Raw genomic sequence first — 20,056 nt, 5'->3', positions numbered from 1 at the left:
CCCGAACTCAGAAGTGAAACCTCTTCGCGCTGATGGTAGTGTGGGGTTACCCATGTGAGAGTAAGTCATCGCCAGCTCATTATTCCTGAAAACACCCCAACTCAAACGAGTTGGGGTGTTTTTTTATGCGCGGAAGTTAATAAAAAAGTAGACCGGATTTAAACAGTTTAGATAAAATAGAAATAAAAATAGGCAACTGTGGGGAATGGATAATTACAGAACTTTTCTCTATTTAGTGAGTTGGGTGTGCTTCTGTAATGATTTATGCTTAAACTTATTATGATCTTTGACTGGAAAGACTTTTATTTTTTAGTGCTTTAATTATCTATCATTTTTGAAAATATAAAAAACAGGTTAGTGTTTGTAGTCTCTATATATTTTTATCAATATGGGTATCTATGTGAAAACTTATTAAATTTTTCTTTTAATCTATTTGTTAATTTATATTATTTTGAATGAAATTATGTTATAAAAATATAAAGCGGCATGAAAATTGCTTATAAGAAATATTGAAAAAGAGTAGAGGTAATATGAAGTTATCGGTTGGATTAAAAGTTGCGAACTCCTTGTCGTTGACACCGCAGTTGCAGCAGGCCATTCGTTTGCTTCAGCTCTCGAGTTTGGAACTTGAGCAAGAAATTCAGATTCAATTGGATAGTAACCCTTTATTGGAAAAAGTAGAAGAGCAGTCGAATATAGAGAGTTTATCTTCTTTGCAGGAGCAAGAAAAAGAACATGATAATAAAGATCTAACCAATGAATTGAATGCCAATACTTTACCTGATGATTTACCGGTTGATACGGATTGGGATGATATTTATAGCCATCAGCCAACAAGTCTGGGTTCACCTGAATATGAGGAGCGTGAGGATAATCGTCAAGGGCATTTGGGTTTAAAAGAGCACATGCTTGAGCAGATTAATTTATTGCATTTTTCACAAGTTGATTGCTTGATTGCGCATTGTATTGTTGATTCCTTAGATGAAAAGGGTTTTTTAGATGCAGAAATCGCTGAAATAACAACCTCAGTTCAGCATTTGCTGGAGTCTATGGATTACGATGATGAAGTTGAAGACGATGAAGTTATTGTTGTTTTAAAGCATATTCAGCATCTTGATCCGCCTGGGGTGGCATCACGTAATTTAGCCGAATGTTTGTTGGTACAATTGGAAAGTTTACCCGTACAAACAGCATGTCGTCGTGAAGCAATCATTTTATTAAACCATTATGAATTATTAATTTCTAATGAATTACCCAAACTGGTAAAACAGACTGGTTTAAATCCAGATCAATTAAAATGTGCTGTTGATTTATTGAAAACATTGAAAGCCTATCCGGGAATGGAGTTTGAAGAAAAAGATTCAGACTATCAAATTCCAGATATTGTAGTAATGAAAAAAAATGCGCATTGGCAAGTACAATTAAATCCAGACATTATGCCGAAATTACGCATTAATTCTTTTTATGCCAATATGATTAAACGTGCAGATCAAAGCAATGATAATCAATATTTACGCAATCAAATGTTAGATGCTAAAAATTTTATTAAAAGTGTGGATGAGCGACATAAGACCTTATTAAAAGTTGCCACATGTATTGTTGAGCATCAAAAGATGTTTTTAGAAATTGGTGCGGAAGGGATGAAGCCTTTGGTGCTGCGTGATGTTGCAGAAGAAGTGGATTTACATGAATCTACGGTATCACGTGTGACAACGAATAAATTTATGCTGACGCCACGTGGTTTATTTGAGCTGAAATATTTTTTCTCCAGTCATGTCGCGACAACGTCGGGTGGAGAAGCCTCCTCAATTGCAATTCGTGCGAAAATTAAAAAACTCATTTCTGAAGAAAATCCGCGTAAACCCTTGTCAGATAATATTATTGCTACTTTATTAAAAGAGGATGGGGTTGATGTCGCACGTCGAACCGTTGCTAAATATAGAGAGTCGTTACATATTCCATCATCTTCTGAACGAAAAGTGTTGATCTAAATTTTAAAGTGTGGCTATTCTAGAGATTCATTATGACAAAATAATGAATCTCTTTTTTACTTAAGGAATAGCCAGAATGATTTAATGTTGAATGTGCAGGATTTATTTTTTTGCTGTCATTAGATCGACTTGGCAATTCCTTTATTACCCTAAAAGAAGGTGAGGGATAGAACTATGCAAATAACAATCCGTGGTCATCATTTAACTATCACCCCTGCAATTGAAGAAGATATTCGGCTTAAATTTTCGCAAATGACCAAGCATCTAGATCAAATAAATAGCATGCAGGTGAAACTCTCAAAAGATCATCAAATTGATAAACATTCTAAAAAAGGCAGTGACAATCATATTGCTGAAGCGATTATACGTTTACCTGGAATAGAAATGTTTGCTCAAGCCAGTGCGGATGATATGTATACTTCGATTAAAAAATTAACAGAAAAACTAAAACGACAATTGCATAAACATCGGAAAATGCAGGTCGAGTATCAGCCTTTACTTGTATAGTTTGCTTTTTTAAATAAAAAGAGGTTTTTAGTGACCTCTTTTTTTATAGATAAAATGTTATACGTTAATGCTTTATTTTTCATATTTATAGTAAAATGGCAGGTTTACACCGTTGGTCCTATAAGAGGTCTTTGTGATGAATAGTGAACAGCTCACTGAAATTTTAAAAGCTGCTTTTCCAGAGGCTGAAGTTGCGGTTAGTGGGCAAGGCGGTAAGTTTGATCTTCGAATCGTTGATGAACAATTTGAGGGGAAACGTCCTGTCGCACGTCAACAAACGGTTTATGCTCCGTTAAATTCATATATTGCCAGCGGTGAAGTACACGCGGTAACTATTCGTGCAATGACCAAAGAAGAATGGCGTAAAGCAAGCTTATTCGGAGCTTAGAACTAAATGGATAAATTTTTAATTCAGGGCGGTGCTAAGCTCGAAGGTGAAGTACGCATCTCTGGTGCAAAAAATGCAGCATTGCCTTTACTTGCAGCCATGATTCTTGCAGATAGCCCAATCACTTTGACCAATGTGCCGAACCTTAAAGATGTCAATACTTTAGTTAAATTGATTGGCGGTTTAGGTGTTCAAATTTCTTATGAAGGTGACACAGTTAAAGCTGATGTTTCTACATTAGATAATCAGTTTGCACCCTATGAATTGGTGAAAACCATGCGTGCATCCATTTTAGTGCTTGGTCCATTATTAGCGCGTTATGGTAGTGCACAAGTGTCACTTCCAGGTGGTTGCGCGATTGGTTCACGTCCAGTGGATCAGCATTTAAAAGCATTAGAAGCTTTAGGTGCGCATATTGAAGTTGAAAATGGTTATGTGCATGCCAAAGTCGATGGTCGCTTAAAAGGTGGCGAAGTTGTCTTTGATATGGTGACTGTGGGTGGAACTGAAAATATTCTAACTGCTGCTGTATTGGCGGATGGTGTAACCACGATTCGTAATGCTGCACGTGAGCCTGAAATTACTGACCTTGCGCAAATGCTGATTAAAATGGGCGCAAAAATTGAAGGTTTAGATACAGATACACTTGTAGTAACAGGTGTGGAAAGTTTACATGGCTGTGAATATGCAGTAGTTGCTGACCGCATTGAAACGGGTTCATATCTTGCTGCTGCTGCAATTACTGGTGGTAAAGTAAAAACCACACATACGGATCCAAATCTTCTTGAAGCTGTTCTAGACAAATTCGAAGAAATGGGCGCAGAAGTGACGCGCGGTGAAGATTGGATTGAACTGGATATGATGGGCAAACGTCCGAAAGCAGTCAGCTTCCAAACGTTACCGCATCCAGAATTTCCAACCGATATGCAAGCACAGATTATGGCTGTGAATGCCATTGGTCGTGGTTTCGCAACGATTTCTGAAACGATTTTTGAAAACCGGTTTATGCATGTGCCTGAGCTTTCTCGTATGGGTGCAAATATTCAGGTTGAAGGTAATGATGCTGTTGTGACTGGTGTAGACAAACTTTCTGCAGCGCCAGTGATGGCAACCGATTTACGTGCTTCATTCTCTTTAGTTTTGGCTGCTTTAGCGGCAGAAGGAGAAACATTGATTGACCGTATTTATCATATTGATCGCGGTTATGAAGATATTGAAGCAAAGTTACAGGGTTTAGGTGCCCAAATTAAGCGAGTAAGTTAATGAGTGATATGAGAAACGATGATCCAAACTTTGACGTAATGGGCAATTTTGATCATGGTTTAACTTTAGCATTAAGCAAAGGACGTATCTTAAAAGAAACTTTACCGTTGCTTGAAACAGCAGGAATTAACTTACTGGAAGATCCAGATAAATCACGTAAGTTAATTTTTCCGACCACCCATAAACAGGTGCGTATTTTAATTTTACGTGCTTCAGATGTACCGACTTATGTAGAAAATGGTGCGGCTGATTTGGGTGTTGCGGGTAAAGATGTGTTGATGGAACATGGTGCACAAAATGTGTATGAGCCACTCGACTTGAAAATTGCCAACTGTAAACTCATGACTGCAGGTAAAGTTGGCATGGTTCGTCCGAAAGGCCGTTTAAAGATTGCCACGAAATATGTAAATCTGACGCGTCAATATTATGCGAGCTTGGGTGAACAGGTTGATGTGATCAAGCTTTATGGTTCGATGGAACTTGCACCATTGGTTGGTTTAGGTGATTATATTGTCGATGTCGTTGATACAGGTAATACACTTCGTGCCAATGGTCTTGAGCCACTTGAAGAAATTTGTACAGTTTCTTCTCGCCTCATTGTCAATAAAGCCAGCTTTAAGCGTAAGCAAATGCTGTTAAATCCAATTTTAGCACAGCTTGAAAAAGCAGTTGCTGAGCGTCAAAGCCAAAAATAAGTCTTGGTCTTGTTTGGATTATCAAAAACCGTCGTGAATCACGACGGTTTTTTTATGGTTAATGTTTGGCTGTTTAAAAATACCAATAAAATAATTTGCTGAATCATTTCAAAAGTTATTTTCTATGAAGCTTGAGCGATAGATGTGCTATTGATACCCAAAAATGCAACGAAACAAGGTAAACTAATCTTTTCTTCATTCACCTTGTAGGTAAATTGATGCGACGTTTATCGACTAAAGATCAAGACTTTCAACAAGTCTTTGCCGATTTATTGGCGTTCGAAACAGTCAACGATCCAGAATTGTTAAAAACAGTAGACCAAATCATTGCAGATGTTCGGGAACATGGTGATGAGCATGTTTTAAAACTAACACAACAATTCGATCGACATCCTGCGCATCAATTCTCAGATTTGGAACTGACTCAAGATGCATTAAAAGCGGCATTTGAGGGCTTAAATAGCGAAGTGCGTGAAGCTTTGGAGCTTGCAGCAAGTCGTATTCGTGAATTCCATCAAGTGCAAAAGCAAGAAGGCTGGACCTATGTGGATGCGTTAGGAAATACGTTAGGTCAGAAAATTACACCACTTGATCGTGTCGGAATTTATGTACCGGGTGGTTTAGCCTCGTATCCATCTTCGGTGTTGATGAACGCTGTACCTGCACATGTTGCGGGTGTGCCTGAAATTATTATGGTGGTGCCTGCGCCAAAGGGTGAGTTAAATCCATTGGTTTTAGCCGCTGCCTATTTAGCAGGTGTAAGCCGCGTCTTTACCATTGGCGGAGCGCAAGCTGTTGCGGCTTTAGCGTATGGTACAGAAACCATTCCATCGGTTGATAAAATTACTGGACCAGGGAATCGTTTCGTTGCTGCGGCAAAACGTGCGGTATTCGGTCAAGTCGGTATTGATATGATTGCTGGGCCATCTGAAATTTTGGTCTATGCGGAAGGTGAGAACAATGCGCAATGGTTGGCGATGGATCTGTTGTCACAAGCTGAACATGACACCGTTGCCCAAGCAATTTTCATCACCCCAGATGAACAACTTTTAAGTGACGTTGCACAAGCCATTGAAGCGCATTTAGCAAATTTACCCAAAGCTGAAATTGCACGTACTTCAATTGCCAATCGTGGTGCACTTATTTTGGTGAAAGATCGTGCTGAGGCAATTGAGCTGATTAACCAAGTGGCGGCTGAGCATTTAGAGCTGTGTTTAGATGAAGCTCAAGAAATGGCGGGAGATATTCGTCATGCTGGTGCGATCTTCATGGGGCGTTATACCCCTGAAGCGATTGGCGATTATTGTGCAGGGCCAAACCACGTATTACCGACATCGGGGACGGCACGCTTTTCATCGCCATTGGGTGTGTATGATTTCCAAAAACGTTCCAGCTTGATTATGTGCTCGCAAGAGGGGGTGAAAACCCTTGCGAAAACCGCGGATATTTTGGCACAAGAAGAAAACTTGGATGCACATGCACGTTCAGCACGTTATCGTTATCAATAAGCTTTGATTGATATAAAAGGCTGATTGATCAGCCTTTTTTTAAGCCTATAACAGATTTGATTGAGATATTAAAAGATGAACATTACAACAGAACAAATGCGATTTTGGAGTCCTGAAGTACGTGAATTAGAACCGTATGTACCGGGCGAGCAACCGAAAATCCAGAACTTACTTAAATTAAATACCAATGAAAATCCATATCCGCCATCACCAAGAGTAGTCGCAGCGGTACAAGCCGTTTTGGCTGATTCTGCCGATGTATTACGTTTATATCCAGATCCAGATGCTTCTGCGTTAAAGCAAGCGATTGCGATGCAGCAGAATGTTGATGTTGCAAATGTCTTTGTCGGTAATGGCTCAGATGAAGTTTTAGCTCATATTTTTAAAGCATTTTTTGTGCAACAGCAGCCTATTCTTTACCCTGATATTACCTATAGTTTCTATCCCGTTTATAGCCAATTTTTTGCAGTCAAAACCAAAATATTGCCATTGAATGATGATTTTGAAATTGTGCTAGACGATTATAAACAAGCCAATGGCGGTATCATTATTACCAATCCCAATGCACCAACCAGTATTGCGCTAGGGGTGTCTGCTATTGAAGAAGTATTACAAGCTAACCCGAATTCAGTGGTGGTGATTGATGAAGCTTATGTTGATTTTGGTGCGCAGTCTGCGGTTAGCTTAGTCGAAAAATACGAAAACTTAGTGGTGTGCCAAACCACATCGAAATCACGATCACTTGCGGGTTTGCGTGTTGGTTTTGCAATTGCGCAGCCCCATTTAATTGCAGCTCTTGAAGCGGTCAAAAATAGTTTTAATTCTTATCCAATGGATCGTTTTGCTATTGCAGCTGCGGTCGCTTCATTTGAAGATCAAGCTTACTTTGAAGCACAATGCCAAAAAGTGATCGCAAGCCGTGACAAGCTGGTGACTGAATTAGAAAGCATGGATTTTAAGGTTTTACCATCAAAAGCCAATTTTATTTTTGCATCATTACCTAGCAAAGATGCGGGTGAACTGGCTGCACAATTACGTGAACAAGGTATTATTGTGCGCTATTTCAATAAACCGCGTATCAATCAATTTCTACGTATTACCATTGGTACAGATGAGCAAAATCAACGTTTAGTAGATACTTTAAAAAATGACATCTTAGCTTAAGCGTTAAGTTTCAGATGATTTCTGCCATGTGTTGAGTAGCTCAAGCATGGCAGAAACTTTATCAAAACATTCTTGATATTCTGCGTCGCAATCTGAAGCGATTGTTACACCACCACCAGCCCATAACGACACATCTTCATGGTACTTTTGGATGGAACGAATCAAAATATTCCAAGAACCTGTACCATCAAAATTAAAATAACCAAGGCTACCGCAGTAAGCACCACGTGGAGCACCCTCTAGTTCATCAATAATTTGCATGGCACGAATTTTGGGTGCACCCGTAATTGAGCCACCAGGCAGTGCAGACATCAGGACATCAAAGGGATTGGTATCATCTTTGAGCGTGGCTGTGACTTCGCTGACCATATGATGAACTTGATTAAAAGATTCAATTTCAAAAAGTTGTGGGGTTTTTACCGAACCTGTTTCAGCATAAACACTCAGATCATTGCGTAGTAAATCGACAATCATCACATTTTCAGCTTGATCTTTTTGAGAATCAATCAAGCGTTGTTTTGATTGTTCATCTTGCTTTGGGTCAGCATAACGAGGCATTGTACCTTTGATGGGACGAGTCACAATTTTTCGATTTTCTTCAAAATCAATGAATAGTTCAGGTGAACAGCTTAACAGTTCAAAATCATCAATTTTGAGGTAGCCAGAATAGGGAGCATCGGTGAGTTTCCAAAAATCTTCAGCGATATCGAGTAAGCAACCTTGCGCTTTTGCTGTAAATTCTTGTGTTAAATTAATTTGATAGCAGTCGCCAGCTTTAATATATTCTTGCACTTGCTTAAATGCAGATCGATATTCATTTTTATTCCAACGTGCACTACATGTTTGAGTCAGTCGGAAAGACTGATGTTTTGTGTTGGTTAATGCAGCTTGAATCAATTGAAAAATTTCTTCAGCCTCATCTTCATCACTAAAAAAAGTCCAACCTTGCGGAGTCAATTTCAGATAGCTACGATAAATACCTAAAAATAAAGCCGGTTGTTTTTTTTCTTGCAGAGAGACTTGTTGTTGTGCAGCAGCATCATAACTGATGAAACCAATTATCCCCCCTTTAAAATCACTTTGATGCGTTTGAGTATTGTCTTTAAAAAAATGATTAAAATGAATAGGTGATGATTTTTCTTGATAGTGATGTAGAGAAACTCGTTTGAAACTTTGAATAATTTGATCTTGCTTCAACATATATTCGGAAGCAAAAAATGCGATCACAGGTTGGTTTACATTTTTTAAATAAACCAAATGTGTGAGATGTGATAAGGAGGAAAGTATTTGAGCGGGACTAAGCCATTGTTCAGTCAGCAATTTTTGAAAAACAATAGGATTATTCATACGGTGTTAAATTACAGCAAAGGATACAAGTGAGTACTATTCTATAACAATGTTTATGCATAAAAACTGTAAATACCGTTTGTCGGTAACATATAGATTGCGACCAACAGCAGTTGAACAAAAAATGACACAGATATAACTTAACTAGGGCAAATAGACTGCTCAAGGAAAAGATTCACTGTTGTCAGAAAACGAAAAACAATCGGTGATATCGAGTGGTTAACAATCAAAAAAATAATACTCTTGGGAGAGTACAAAGATGAAAAAATTTACTAAACTTGCTTTAGTTTCTTCATTGGCAATTAGTGCAAATGCGATGGCAATGCAAGCAATGGATGATGCTTCATTGGGCGCGACCACTGGTCAAGATGGTATTAACATCGGGATTGGTATTTCAAAAATTGAAATTGGAAAACTTTATATTCATGATAATGATGGTTTAAATAAATACTTAAATGGTGGTAGTGCAGCTGTGGGCACTGGTGATGGTAGTGCTGGTAATGATGCTGAAGTACTAGGTAGCTTAGGTGGTACAGGGACTGCCGGTGCAATTGTGATTAAGGGGAATGGTAAAACGGGTGACGTAAATAAAGATCACGGTATAGTCATTGGTGCAAACTATGACAACGCTGGTGCATATTTATTGGCATCACGTAACTTGGCAGATTTGCAAATTGATAGTGATGCGGGTACAGGCGCTAATGGTGCGTTTATCAATATTGCTGCTCAAGTGTCTGGCTTAGATATTAATATTGGTGAAATTGGTGTAACGGCATCTGGTGTAGCTGGAGCAGGGGCTAATGCGGGTACAATCCGCCGTGGTGGTAAAGATGATGCAGGTGCAGGTCAGAATTACAACGCAATCTTAAGTGGTTTATCGCTTAAAACAGGCCAAATGACTGCCAATATCCAATTGGGTGCAGCTCCTCAAGGTGCGATGATTAAATTGAATACCAAAATGGTGGGTGGTCTTGAAATTAAAAATCTAGGCATTTTGGATAATTCAACTAAACAGGGTACGGGTGATGGTACTGCTGGTAACCGTGCTGCTGGTGAAATTTTCGTTGAGAGCATTAAGGTTGCAGATGCAAATTCTACAGATTTAACAATCAAGCAAAGTGTTAGTGTGATCGGTAAAGAAGGCGCGAGTAATGGTTATATTCGTATGGTCAGTAGTTCAGGTCCAATTGATACCTATGTAAAAGGTGTTCATTTAGGTAGCCGTACTGCTGGTTCAATTGGTGACGTAGAGGTTCAAGGTCTACAAACTTACTTCAGCCCAGCTATGGGCACTTATGTTCCTGGTTCTATCATTACCATTTCTGGTCGTTAATTTTGAATCGAAAAAAGCGCGTGATTTCACGCGCTTTTTTTTACAAAAATAATGTGAAATTTTTCAAAAAAGCTTAAAAAAAGTAAAAAAAAGCTGTTTTTTTTTATAAAAAAAGGTATCTTCATTTTTACATGGATGTAGAGCATTTGCTCTAGAAAAATAATGAACATAGGCACGTCATGCCGATAACTAGAAAAGTTAAAAAGATATGTTAGAGATCGCATTAGGCTCGGCATTGATGTACTACTTTGCCACTGAAGCCTTTGAAATTAAGAAAAAACCAGCGGAAGCTGTCTATTACACAGAAACATTGGACTCTCGACAAGATTCTTTTAGTCGAATGCATCGTGAGCCTGTTCTCATCAAACCTGCTTTAGAGGATCAGTTTCGTGGCATTGTCCGTCAAGCATATGACTATAGTTGTGGGTCTGCCGCATTAACGACATTGTTAAATGGATATGTCGGTACGCAATTATCTGAACAACAAACCATGAATGGTCTGTTGAAATTTGGTGAAACTGAAAAAATTATTGAACGTCGAAGTTTCTCTCTTTTGGATATGAAGCGCTTTGTCGGTGCATTAGGTCTAGAAAGTGGTGGATATAAAGGCGAATTTTCAGATTTAGTCACACAGGCTCAGCCTGCTATTGTGCCAATTTCTTATGCAGGATTTAAGCATTTCGTTGTTTTTAAGGCTTATAAGAATGGTCGCGTCTATGTGGCTGATCCTGCATTGGGGAATATCAGCTTTGATGAACAGCGTTTTAAAGATATTTGGGAAAACAATACACTTTTTTTAATTAATGTCGCTCCTGAAAACAGAAAAAAATTCTTAGCACTTCAAGATTCAGATTTACGACATGTAGAGGATGCAACCGTGAATCGCTATGCTTTTGTTGATTTGCAATATCCACAATTTTATATGGATAAAATTGCAGATAAAGCATCAACAATTCGTTTAGATAAAAATTTAAATGAAGAATCCGAAAATTTTGGTAAACCTACCTATAATTTTTTACGTCTTTATTACAAGAGTAAATAAAGTTTAAAAGTGACAGATTAAAAAAATAAAAATGGTGAGATGGAATATGAATCGTAAATGGATGAACAAAACTTTATTGGCTTTGAGTATTCAAGTGGCAATAGGGGGGGCATATGCAGCAGAGGAACCAGCGCTGGGTGAGTATGATGTTGTTGAACAACAAGCAGATGTTGATTTAACTGCATCTCAAGCGACTCCTTCTCAATCTGAAGGGGGGGCTGTGGTAGAAGAGCCAGCACTGGGTGGGTATGACGATGTAGAGGAGCCAGCAGCAGCGGTATCTACACCTGCACCGTCTTCAGCAAATACGGCAACCCAACCTGTCAATGAACAATCACAAGCCTCTTCAGCATTACAACAGCAAGAAGGTGATGCGAGTAAGGAAGCAAGTTTACAAGAAGTTTTTACCTCAAATGAAAGACAGTATTCATTAATCAAAAAAGGTGATATTTCATCTTATTATGATATTGATTATACGTATTATCGTGATACGCAAATTGATGCTGAAATGGCCAAAGGTCAGCTTTATCAATTGCGTGTTCAAGAAAATGCAACACATTCAATGACGAATACTTTTACTGCGCAGTATGGTGTCCTCGATAATTTAACCTTTACTGCTTCTTTGCCATTAGTCGCAAAAACAGATTTATTAAAAGATACCTCTACAGCAGGTTTAGGTGATATATCTTTTGGTGCACGTTGGGAACCCTTCCCACTAAAAACGGGTCGATTACCGCTGATTTTATTTGGTAATGTATCGACTAAAACAGGTGATAGTCCGTATGAAGTAAATGCAGCCGATGACCTAGGAACAGGAAAAGGGTATTACTCAGCGGGTGTTGGTGCCAGTACACGTAAATATATAGACCCTGTCGTACTTTTTGCCTCTGTTTCAGCAAATTATGGATTTAAAGAAACGGAGCTTAATCAGAAACGTGGTTCACGTACTATTAATGAGTTTGAACCTGGGATTAGTGGCGGTTTTGCTTTTGGTTTTGCTTATTCGTTTAACTATGATGTTTCTATGACGATGTCATATCAGCAGAGTTTTAACACTGGATCAGAATTTACCTATAGTTCTGGTGAAAGTTATTCTCCCGCAGATCAGACCAGTTCTACTTTAGCAATTTCATTGGGTGTTCGTGTTTCACCAGAAACCATTGTAAATGGAACTGTGGGCATAGGTTTAACAGAAGATGCACCTGATGTCTCTTTAGGTTTGTCATTCCCACTTGATATTTTAGGTTTCGGTAAGAAACTACGCTAAGAGGGTGGTCGTATGTATAAGATTCGACTTCGCCCGTTAGCCGCAGCAATTATATTATCGGGCTGTTCAAGTGCAACATTTGCTCAGTTGGGGCAAAATTTATCGGTTGATATTCGATCACTCAGTATGGGGAATGCTGTTACGGCAGATCCTCCAGGCATTAGTGCTATTCATTTTAATCCTGCTGCTTTGACCAAGATTGAAGGTTTACAAACGGATGTGCAGGGTATTCTTGCTAATTTTGATATTAAAAGAGAGTTTTCGGTTCCAGCAGGTTACAACGTATTTGGTTACTCTGATGATCCAATGGTGTGTAATGATGGCCCTGAGGTTTCTTCAGATTTGTGTACGGACTTTAAGGGCACTGTGAATGGTGATGTAGAGTACGTCAGTTTATATGTACCAATATTGAAAAAAATGGTTGATCTGGGTGAAGGGATACCGATGGCTGCACCTACAGCAGGTATCGCCTATAAACCACCTGGTTCAAAAATGACGTTTGCGACAGCAATGTATGCACCTTTAGTTGCTGGTTTTGGTGCTGAAAATGGTAATGCTGGGAATTATATGGGGCAACAAGTTGCTCTGGAACGGATTACCTATTTATCACCATCAATTGCCTATGAAGTGAATGACGCTTTGTCGATTGGTGCTTCAGTCGGGATGTCTTATCAAGCGATTGGCTTAAAAACAGATTTGCGTTTTCCCAATGAATTGATTGGTATGCTCAGAATGATCGATGAGGTCGTTTGTACCCCTTTCAAGGAAAATCAGGACATTATTACCGACATCTTGCTTCTTGGTATGTGTAATACCGAAGAGGGGATGAATCCTTTTGGCCGTTTTGGACAAATGCAGCTGGCATTAGAGCAGTCGCTCAGTCCAAGTTATAACCTTGGTGTTTTGTGGGAACCGACCGAAGATTTTAGTTTTGGGATGGTTTATCAAAGCTCTGCAAAAATGCGTCTAAAAGGTAAATACCATATTGATAATGCTAAAGCACCGCAGGAGCTTATTAAAGGGTTAATGTCTTCGCCAACAGGACAAATTCTTGCCGCAATTTTAGGTTTCCCGAGTGTGGTTCCTGCCAGTGAGTCAGGTCTTGTTTCCATGGACTTTGAATATCCTGCACATTTTCAAGCAGGTGTAAAATATAAAGTACTACCTGATTTACAAGTTAATTTTGATGTTGGGTGGACAGATTATAAGGCTTGGGATAAGTTTAAATTTGAATTTGATCGACAAATTTCAGCATTAAAAATTGCCAAATTACTCTCGGCAAATATTGGGGATACCTCTTTAGCACTGCCGCTAGAGTTTACCTCACCATGGAATTTTGGCATAGGCTTGGAATATTCAGCGACAGATCGTTTGAAGTTGCGTGCGGGGTATGAGCCTCGTACCAGTGCAATTCCTGATAATAAACGCAATACGATGGTGCCGATTAACAATGCACAATTGTTTGGTTTAGGGGTGGGTTACCGTTTTGATGCAGATACAGATGTAGATTTGTCGATTGGTTTTCTGCGCAGTAAAGATAAAATTCCCGCAAATTCGAGTAGCCTAGCAAACCAAACAGGTGTGAATAATATTCTATTGAATCCTTATGCAGGTCTAAATGTTAAAACGGATACGAAAGTCACAATTCTAGGATTGAACTATAGAACCAGATGGTAGGTATATTGAAAATAATGAAAAAAAAATTATTGGTGAAATCGATACTGACATTATGCCTTTTAGATGTATCTTTTTCATATGCAGGTGAGTTTTATACCATTATTGGTCCAGATGGTCGACCGATGGTGGTACAACAAAGAAGTCTGCCGCCCAAAAACAAGGTTGCTGAAGTTTTAACGCAACAGCAACCACCTGCTCCAGAGCAAAAACAAGTGCCAGACATTCAGCAATCCATCGCTGTCGCTGAAATAAAGTCATCAAAGGGTTTAGGGGGGGCGGTTGATCAGCAATCATTGGCGAACATGACCGCAAAAACTTCTAATGTTGCGGATCAAGCTCTACAGCAGCATGTTGTACAGGTGGCATCTAAAAATGAAGAACAAAAGAAAGATGTTTTAAAGCCAAAGCCCGTGATTGAGAAAGTTGTACAGAAGCCAAGCCTCTCTGTTGTGGTAAAACAACCAGAAGCTGAAAATACCGACGCTTTTGTGAGTATCAATGGTGAAAAATATATTAGAAATGAATACTTAGAAGATAAGGAATTTAATCTAGAGGGTAAAAAGCGTTTTTATGCAATGCCTGAAGGGATCATTGATCTTAAGCATGGCGCAACGCGGCTGCAATTGGTAGAAAGAGAAAAAGGGGTCAGTAAATCAATCATACAGTCACTTTTTAAAAAGAATCAAAAAAAAGAGAGTGGCCCCATTACCTTATCATCGACGTACTATAGAATTTCACAAGCGGATGTGGTGGATGGCTTAGGACAACAATGTATTCAAGATAAAAAAATTAAAAATGCCAAAACCGTGAGTTTGGAGAAAGAGGTTAATTTATGGCCACGAGTACCTTTAAAAGATCAATTCGATTTTGAAATTGTGAAGGTATCCAATGCAATTCAAAACATTCAAATTAATTCTTACGCTTCACGTCAACAGGATCCTACTTTTTATTGGCCCTTTGTGGTTTTTTTAGATGCAAATGCTTGTGTCCTAGAAGGTGCAGGTGGTTTTAAAAATCATGATGCAGTGGCATCTTTTACTTCCCATGAAAAAATTGAAGGGGTGATTCATGTCCCACTTAAAAGCCAATATATATTACTCACACCTTTAGCCAGTGCCATCGACTTAGAGAACAGAGCACTGACCAATCAAGGTCAATTAAAGTTAATTGCCATTCGTTAAGAATAGAACAAGAGAATTCAGGATGAAAAATAAATATTTACTCCCTTTTACACTCACAACATTGATGGCTGCTTTGAGTGGTTGTGGTGGTGAGAGCGCTAATATTACTCCCGAGACGTATGATTCAAGTACAGCAAATGGTACATGTACGCCAAAAATGAACGGGTGTGTAGAGTTTGCTTTAGATTATCCATTGGATGGACTTAATTTTACTTGTAGTAGTGATACAACCAATAGCTTTATCTCAATATTAGATTTGAGCGATGGTGCTGCAACAGGAAGTTGTAGAACAGGTGATAAAGTTACTTTCTTTATCAAAGGTGAAAAAGATAAAAAAATTAATTTAGGTGTGGTTGATTTAAATAAAGTTGCACGACTCAGTGCTAATCAAGTCCCTCGTTTAACTATTTTAGATATGGCTGTGGGGATTACGCAACAAGATGCTCAAGCTTTAAATAAAAATGATCCCACTATCAGGGTGGCAATGAAGTTGGTGAAAATTTTCCAAGCTTTAGCTTTGCAAGAGAACAAAATTAATACGCCCACTGATATTCAAGCTTTATATATTACCGATGCAATGCGCTCAAAATTAGAACTTATTTTAAGTTCAGTCACTTCGCAACAAATTGTCAGTGATGAATATATAAATATTATTAAACCATGGGTTGATGTTTCAGTGATTGATGATGATCAAGCATTTAAAGTGGTCAGTAAATTAATGACGATTGCAACTGCCGCAGTCTATCAACCCGAGTTTTCATTATTTTCAACCAGTGGCGTATTGGGCAGTTTAATATCGGGTTCCGATGGTTTGATCGGCTGTAATAAAGAAGATTGTGATTTAAAGAAGAGTGATAGTTCGACCAAATATTTGTTCGGGCATTTTATGTTGATTACCGACCGACAGGGCTACACTTTTGGTAGCGGCTTACAATGGAAAGGTGCAGCTACAGATAATTTGGCTGCAATTAGTAGTGTCAATGCTGAATTAATTCGTAAGGTAAAACCTGTGCGTATGACCGCACTCGCACAAGGGCATTGGATTAACCCTATTAATAAAAAAATTGATCAAGATTATCAGCTAGATGTAGCAGATGTGAATTCACAGCCATTGATCATCAGTCAGGGTAAACTTTTTAATGACTATATGATGGCGGGTAGAGAACAATTTTATAAATTATTAACCAATAAGACGACAGTCAGTACGGAAGATTTAAAAGATTTAGGTCGTTGGAAGCAAAGTACCACTACAGATGAGTTTAAAGGGTCTTTAGATTTATATAAAATATTTCCAATCACTTATTTAGATAAACAAGTGTTTCAATCTGTCAGTAATGTGAGATCTGGGGATAAATATATTTTTCCAATGTATGCAGATTTAACCTTTAAATTTACAAACACTGCAGTCCCTGCTGTTAAGTTAGGGATCGTGATCGATCAAAATGGTGATATCCGTTCTAATATTAAATCAGGCTCTACCGAGACGGATATGTCTACATCCAATAATGCGTGTACTGAAAACTCATTTGATCAGAATACCTTTGTTGATCAGTATGGTGTACAACAGTATCGTTTAGGGACGGTTGCACGTGCATTTACTGCGAATAAATTACTCTCTATACGTATGATTTTAGCTCAGAACAAGTTTGCAAAAATTAATGGTGCTTTAGTTGGCATGAACTCTACCATTAGAACATCATCTGATTCATCGACTGAAAGCGTCGTTGTGGGTGGAGCATTGTTAGATTTAGCAAGTTTATTGGATCCAGCTTTAACCAGTGGACAAGCGCGTGTGACTTTTACAGATTCAGCTAAGCAGCCGGTCAGATGGGGGAACAGTTTAGCGAGTTTTCAACATGTTTATAATTTAGCGAATGCCAATACAGCAAGTGATGCAGATAAGGCACTTGCTCAGTTAGCGGGGGGAACACTCGATTTCACTTTAGCCCCGTGTTATAGCATTGCGATTAAGTAATCATTACGACCAGTATCAAAAAAGCCCATTAAGAAATGGGCTTTTTTGAGGCTTTAATTCTGTTCAAAAAAATTAGCCCGTATGATCTAAACGCGAACCCAATGTTTCTAAATGCATACTGAATGAATGGGTTTTACGATCTTCAAAATAGTGCTTTAACGTATGTTCTACACTCGGAAAAGCCAGCTCAGACCACGGGATTTCATGTTCTTCAAATAAACGGGATTCAATGGTTTCTTCACCTGCACCGAACATACCATTGACTAAATTGGCTTTGAATAAAACATAAATTTGACCAATTCGAGGAATGTTATACATACAATAGAGCTGTTCAATTTCAATTTCAGCTTCGGCTTCTTCGCGTGTTTCCCTTGCCGCACCTTGTTCCATGGTTTCAAACAATTCCATATAACCCGCTGGAAGTGTCCATAATCCATAACGTGGCTCAATGGCGCGTCGACAAAGTAAAACTTTATTTTCCCAGAGTACCAGCGCCCCACAAATAACCTTGGGATTGATGTAATGAATATTGCCACAATCTGTACAAACACGACGTAATTGATGATCGCCGAGTGGGGTTTTTACCGCTGTTTTATGTCCACAAATTACACAGAAATTCATATTCATCGTCAATGATCAAGGTGTGATCAGCATAACTGAAAAATTTAACTTTGGCATCATTTCTATCTTTTAGAATAAAAATTCAGCTATGATGAAATGAAGAAGAAATAAACAGAGAGTCGGCTATGGATGACCATTCGTTAATTCAATCATTACAGCAAAGATTACGGTTTTCCACACGAGTAAAATCTGCACAAGCGGCTGTATTAATTGCGATTACCAATGAGTCCAATCCCAAGGTTTTACTTACTCGCCGTTCACTTTATTTATCCAATCATGCTGGCGAGGTTTCCTTTCCGGGCGGTAAAAGAGATCCACAAGATACCAGTAATATTGTGGTGGCATTACGTGAAGCCTATGAAGAGACCGCGTTAAATCCATTTGATGTGCAGTTGATTGGTGATTTACCGATGCAAAAAGCACGTAATGGCATGCTGGTTAAACCTGTGGTGGGATTGATTCCGCCAGAAGTCAACTTGATTGCGCAACCGAGTGAAATTGATCGTATCTTTTTTGCATCACTGGATAGTTTAATTCAAGCACCACCGATCCCTTATGAAGTACGTTATGCACATCAGTCTTTATATTTTCCCAGTATGCGGGTGGAAAATGAAATCGTTTGGGGGCTGACTGCACGCATGTTAGTTTCATTGTTTCAGTATGGTTTGAACTATCAGAAAGAATGGCCTTTTTTATTAAATTCCCCCGCTTTTTATAGCAATAAGATTCAACGTGGTAAATAGATCAAGGAAGATAAAACATGATGTATAAATTTAATGGCTATGCACCGCAAGCAACGCATCAACCTTGGGATGGTTGGGTTGCTGAAAATGCAACCGTGCTTGGTCAAGTTGAAATGGGCAAGCAGGTCAGTGTTTGGTTTGGTGCCGTAATCCGTGGCGATAACAGTAAAATCAGCTTGGGTGATTTTACCAATGTTCAGGAAAATGCCGTTTTACATACCGATGCGGGCATTGAAATGCATATTGGCAATTATGTCACGATTGGACATCAAGCCATGTTACATGGCTGTACCATTGGTGATAACACCTTAATTGGAATTAATTCCGTCATTTTAAATCATGCTGTGATTGGTAAAAATTGCATCATTGGGGCGAATGCTTTAATTCCTGAAGGGAAGATCATTCCTGATAATTCTGTCGTGATGGGCTCACCAGGAAAAATTGTCAAAACTTTAGATCAGGCTGCTGAAGTTAAACTTAAAATGAGTGCTCTACATTACGCTGAACATTTTAAGCATTTTCAAAATTTGGAAGCTGTTGAACTTTAATTAGAATGGATTTATTGAGCCAAGTTGGTACTTGGCTTTTTTGTATCCCTCAGATGTAACATCTCGCCTAGCGTGCATGAGTGGAGTATGATAACACTCGTTTTTTATCGCCAAATAAATTAAGGTTGCGCATGAAATTGCTGGCACTGGAAACTGCCAATGAGCAGTGTTCCATCTGTATTGTAGATGAAACCCACGAATTATTTTTTCAATTAGATGCGCGAGCAAAAGCACAAACGCAAACCATTCTCCCCATGATAGATCAAGCATTTACTCAGCTTGCACTGTCTGCGTCAGAATTAACTGCAATCGCATTTAGCCGTGGTCCGGGGTCTTTTAGTGGCGTGCGAATTAATGCCGCTGTCACTCAGGCATTGGCATGGGCCAACGATCTGCCAGTTGTTCCTGTCTCGAGCTTACAAGCTTTAGCGCAGGCAGCTTATCGTATTTACGGTTTAACCGCAGTCACTGCAGTACTCGATGCACGTATGAAGGAAGTGTATATTGCAAGTTTTCAACTCGATCAACAGGGTATTATGCAAGCTGTTGATACAGAGCAATTGTTAAACTATAGTGATGCCACTGAAATCGTTAAATTTGAATTGGTCGGTTCGGGTGCAGCTTTAATTAAGCCAGAACAAATACAATACAAAGACTTAAGTGCGACTGCGCAAGATATTGCGACCATTGCGCGCACAGATGTTGAGCAAAAAAAATGGGTCAGTGCTGAACAGGCATTACCCGTGTATTTACGTGATAACGCTTGGAAAAAAATTCCAGAACAAATTAAAGCAACTTAAGGTTAG

18 protein-coding genes are annotated in these 20,056 nt (G+C 38.9%); 16 read left to right on the top strand and 2 right to left on the bottom strand.

Features of this window, described 5'->3' with window-relative positions:
* Positions 1–530: 530 nt before the first annotated feature.
* From B9T24_RS03830 to hisC, 7 genes are all read left to right on the top strand, one after another.
* Complete coding sequence (locus tag B9T24_RS03830) at positions 531–1,991, top strand: RNA polymerase factor sigma-54 (protein WP_086164555.1); 1,461 nt, start codon at positions 531–533, stop codon at positions 1,989–1,991.
* Between the two features lie 174 nt (positions 1,992–2,165).
* The gene (gene hpf / locus B9T24_RS03825; protein ID WP_086164554.1) at positions 2,166–2,498 is read left to right on the top strand and encodes a ribosome hibernation-promoting factor, HPF/YfiA family; all 333 of its coding nucleotides are present in this window, start codon (positions 2,166–2,168) and stop codon (positions 2,496–2,498) included.
* A gap of 136 nt (positions 2,499–2,634) precedes the next feature.
* Positions 2,635–2,886: a BolA family iron metabolism protein IbaG gene (ibaG, locus tag B9T24_RS03820; RefSeq protein ID WP_004650949.1), complete on the top strand. Its 252-nt coding sequence runs from the start codon at positions 2,635–2,637 to the stop codon at positions 2,884–2,886.
* Positions 2,887–2,892: 6 nt separating this feature from the next.
* Entirely contained in the window at positions 2,893–4,149 is a 1,257-nt protein-coding gene (gene murA / locus B9T24_RS03815) for a UDP-N-acetylglucosamine 1-carboxyvinyltransferase (RefSeq protein WP_086164553.1), read from the top strand.
* Complete coding sequence (hisG, locus tag B9T24_RS03810; protein WP_086164552.1) at positions 4,149–4,844, top strand: ATP phosphoribosyltransferase; 696 nt, start codon at positions 4,149–4,151, stop codon at positions 4,842–4,844. The genes murA and hisG overlap by 1 nt, the downstream gene beginning before the upstream one ends.
* 218 nt (positions 4,845–5,062) lie before the next feature.
* Positions 5,063–6,352: a histidinol dehydrogenase gene (gene hisD, locus B9T24_RS03805; RefSeq protein ID WP_086164551.1), complete on the top strand. Its 1,290-nt coding sequence runs from the start codon at positions 5,063–5,065 to the stop codon at positions 6,350–6,352.
* Positions 6,353–6,427: 75 nt separating this feature from the next.
* Positions 6,428–7,516, top strand: a complete 1,089-nt coding sequence (hisC, locus tag B9T24_RS03800; RefSeq protein ID WP_086164550.1) for a histidinol-phosphate transaminase — start codon at positions 6,428–6,430, stop codon at positions 7,514–7,516.
* A 3-nt stretch (positions 7,517–7,519) separates the two neighbouring features.
* On the opposite strand, the gene pabB is transcribed toward hisC, so the two are convergent.
* Complete coding sequence (pabB, locus tag B9T24_RS03795) at positions 7,520–8,863, bottom strand: aminodeoxychorismate synthase component I (RefSeq protein WP_086164549.1); 1,344 nt, start codon at positions 8,861–8,863, stop codon at positions 7,520–7,522.
* Between the two features lie 259 nt (positions 8,864–9,122).
* Here pabB and B9T24_RS03790 point away from each other — a divergent pair, with 259 nt between their 5' ends.
* The 6 genes from B9T24_RS03790 (at position 9,123) to B9T24_RS03765 (ending at position 17,338) form a co-directional block, all read left to right on the top strand.
* Positions 9,123–10,196, top strand: a complete 1,074-nt coding sequence (locus B9T24_RS03790; protein ID WP_086164548.1) for a DUF6160 family protein — start codon at positions 9,123–9,125, stop codon at positions 10,194–10,196.
* A gap of 208 nt (positions 10,197–10,404) precedes the next feature.
* Positions 10,405–11,238 carry a C39 family peptidase gene (locus B9T24_RS03785; protein ID WP_086164547.1) on the top strand — a complete coding sequence of 278 codons (834 nt, stop codon included), beginning with the start codon at positions 10,405–10,407 and terminating at the stop codon, positions 11,236–11,238.
* A 46-nt stretch (positions 11,239–11,284) separates the two neighbouring features.
* A complete protein-coding gene (locus B9T24_RS03780) occupies positions 11,285–12,505 on the top strand; it encodes a hypothetical protein (protein WP_171264828.1) in 1,221 nt (406 codons plus the stop codon).
* Positions 12,506–12,517: 12 nt separating this feature from the next.
* Entirely contained in the window at positions 12,518–14,182 is a 1,665-nt protein-coding gene (locus tag B9T24_RS03775; protein WP_086164545.1) for an OmpP1/FadL family transporter, read from the top strand.
* A 14-nt stretch (positions 14,183–14,196) separates the two neighbouring features.
* Positions 14,197–15,363 carry a putative pilus assembly protein FilE gene (gene filE / locus B9T24_RS03770; protein WP_086164544.1) on the top strand — a complete coding sequence of 389 codons (1,167 nt, stop codon included), beginning with the start codon at positions 14,197–14,199 and terminating at the stop codon, positions 15,361–15,363.
* Between the two features lie 22 nt (positions 15,364–15,385).
* Positions 15,386–17,338 carry a hypothetical protein gene (locus B9T24_RS03765; RefSeq protein WP_086164543.1) on the top strand — a complete coding sequence of 651 codons (1,953 nt, stop codon included), beginning with the start codon at positions 15,386–15,388 and terminating at the stop codon, positions 17,336–17,338.
* A 72-nt stretch (positions 17,339–17,410) separates the two neighbouring features.
* Here B9T24_RS03765 and B9T24_RS03760 read toward each other — a convergent pair whose 3' ends face one another.
* On the bottom strand, positions 17,411–17,959 hold the full coding sequence (locus tag B9T24_RS03760) for an NUDIX hydrolase (RefSeq protein ID WP_086164593.1): 549 nt from the start codon (positions 17,957–17,959) through the stop codon (positions 17,411–17,413).
* Between the two features lie 125 nt (positions 17,960–18,084).
* On the opposite strand from B9T24_RS03760, the gene B9T24_RS03755 reads away from it, so the two are divergent.
* The 3 genes from B9T24_RS03755 to tsaB all read left to right on the top strand — a co-directional run bounded on the left by B9T24_RS03755 (position 18,085) and on the right by tsaB (position 20,050).
* Entirely contained in the window at positions 18,085–18,702 is a 618-nt protein-coding gene (locus tag B9T24_RS03755; RefSeq protein WP_086164542.1) for an NUDIX hydrolase, read from the top strand.
* Positions 18,703–18,719: 17 nt separating this feature from the next.
* The gene (locus B9T24_RS03750) at positions 18,720–19,250 is read left to right on the top strand and encodes a gamma carbonic anhydrase family protein (RefSeq protein ID WP_086164541.1); all 531 of its coding nucleotides are present in this window, start codon (positions 18,720–18,722) and stop codon (positions 19,248–19,250) included.
* Positions 19,251–19,381: 131 nt separating this feature from the next.
* Positions 19,382–20,050 carry a tRNA (adenosine(37)-N6)-threonylcarbamoyltransferase complex dimerization subunit type 1 TsaB gene (gene tsaB, locus B9T24_RS03745; protein WP_086164540.1) on the top strand — a complete coding sequence of 223 codons (669 nt, stop codon included), beginning with the start codon at positions 19,382–19,384 and terminating at the stop codon, positions 20,048–20,050.
* Positions 20,051–20,056: the final 6 nt, after the last annotated feature.

Source organism: Acinetobacter sp. ANC 4654, from assembly GCF_002135425.1.
In the GTDB taxonomy this organism is placed as follows: Bacteria; Pseudomonadota; Gammaproteobacteria; order Pseudomonadales; family Moraxellaceae; genus Acinetobacter; species Acinetobacter kyonggiensis.
The sequence above is the reverse complement of the archived record's forward strand: the minus strand, read 5'-3'. Positions and strand labels throughout refer to the sequence as shown.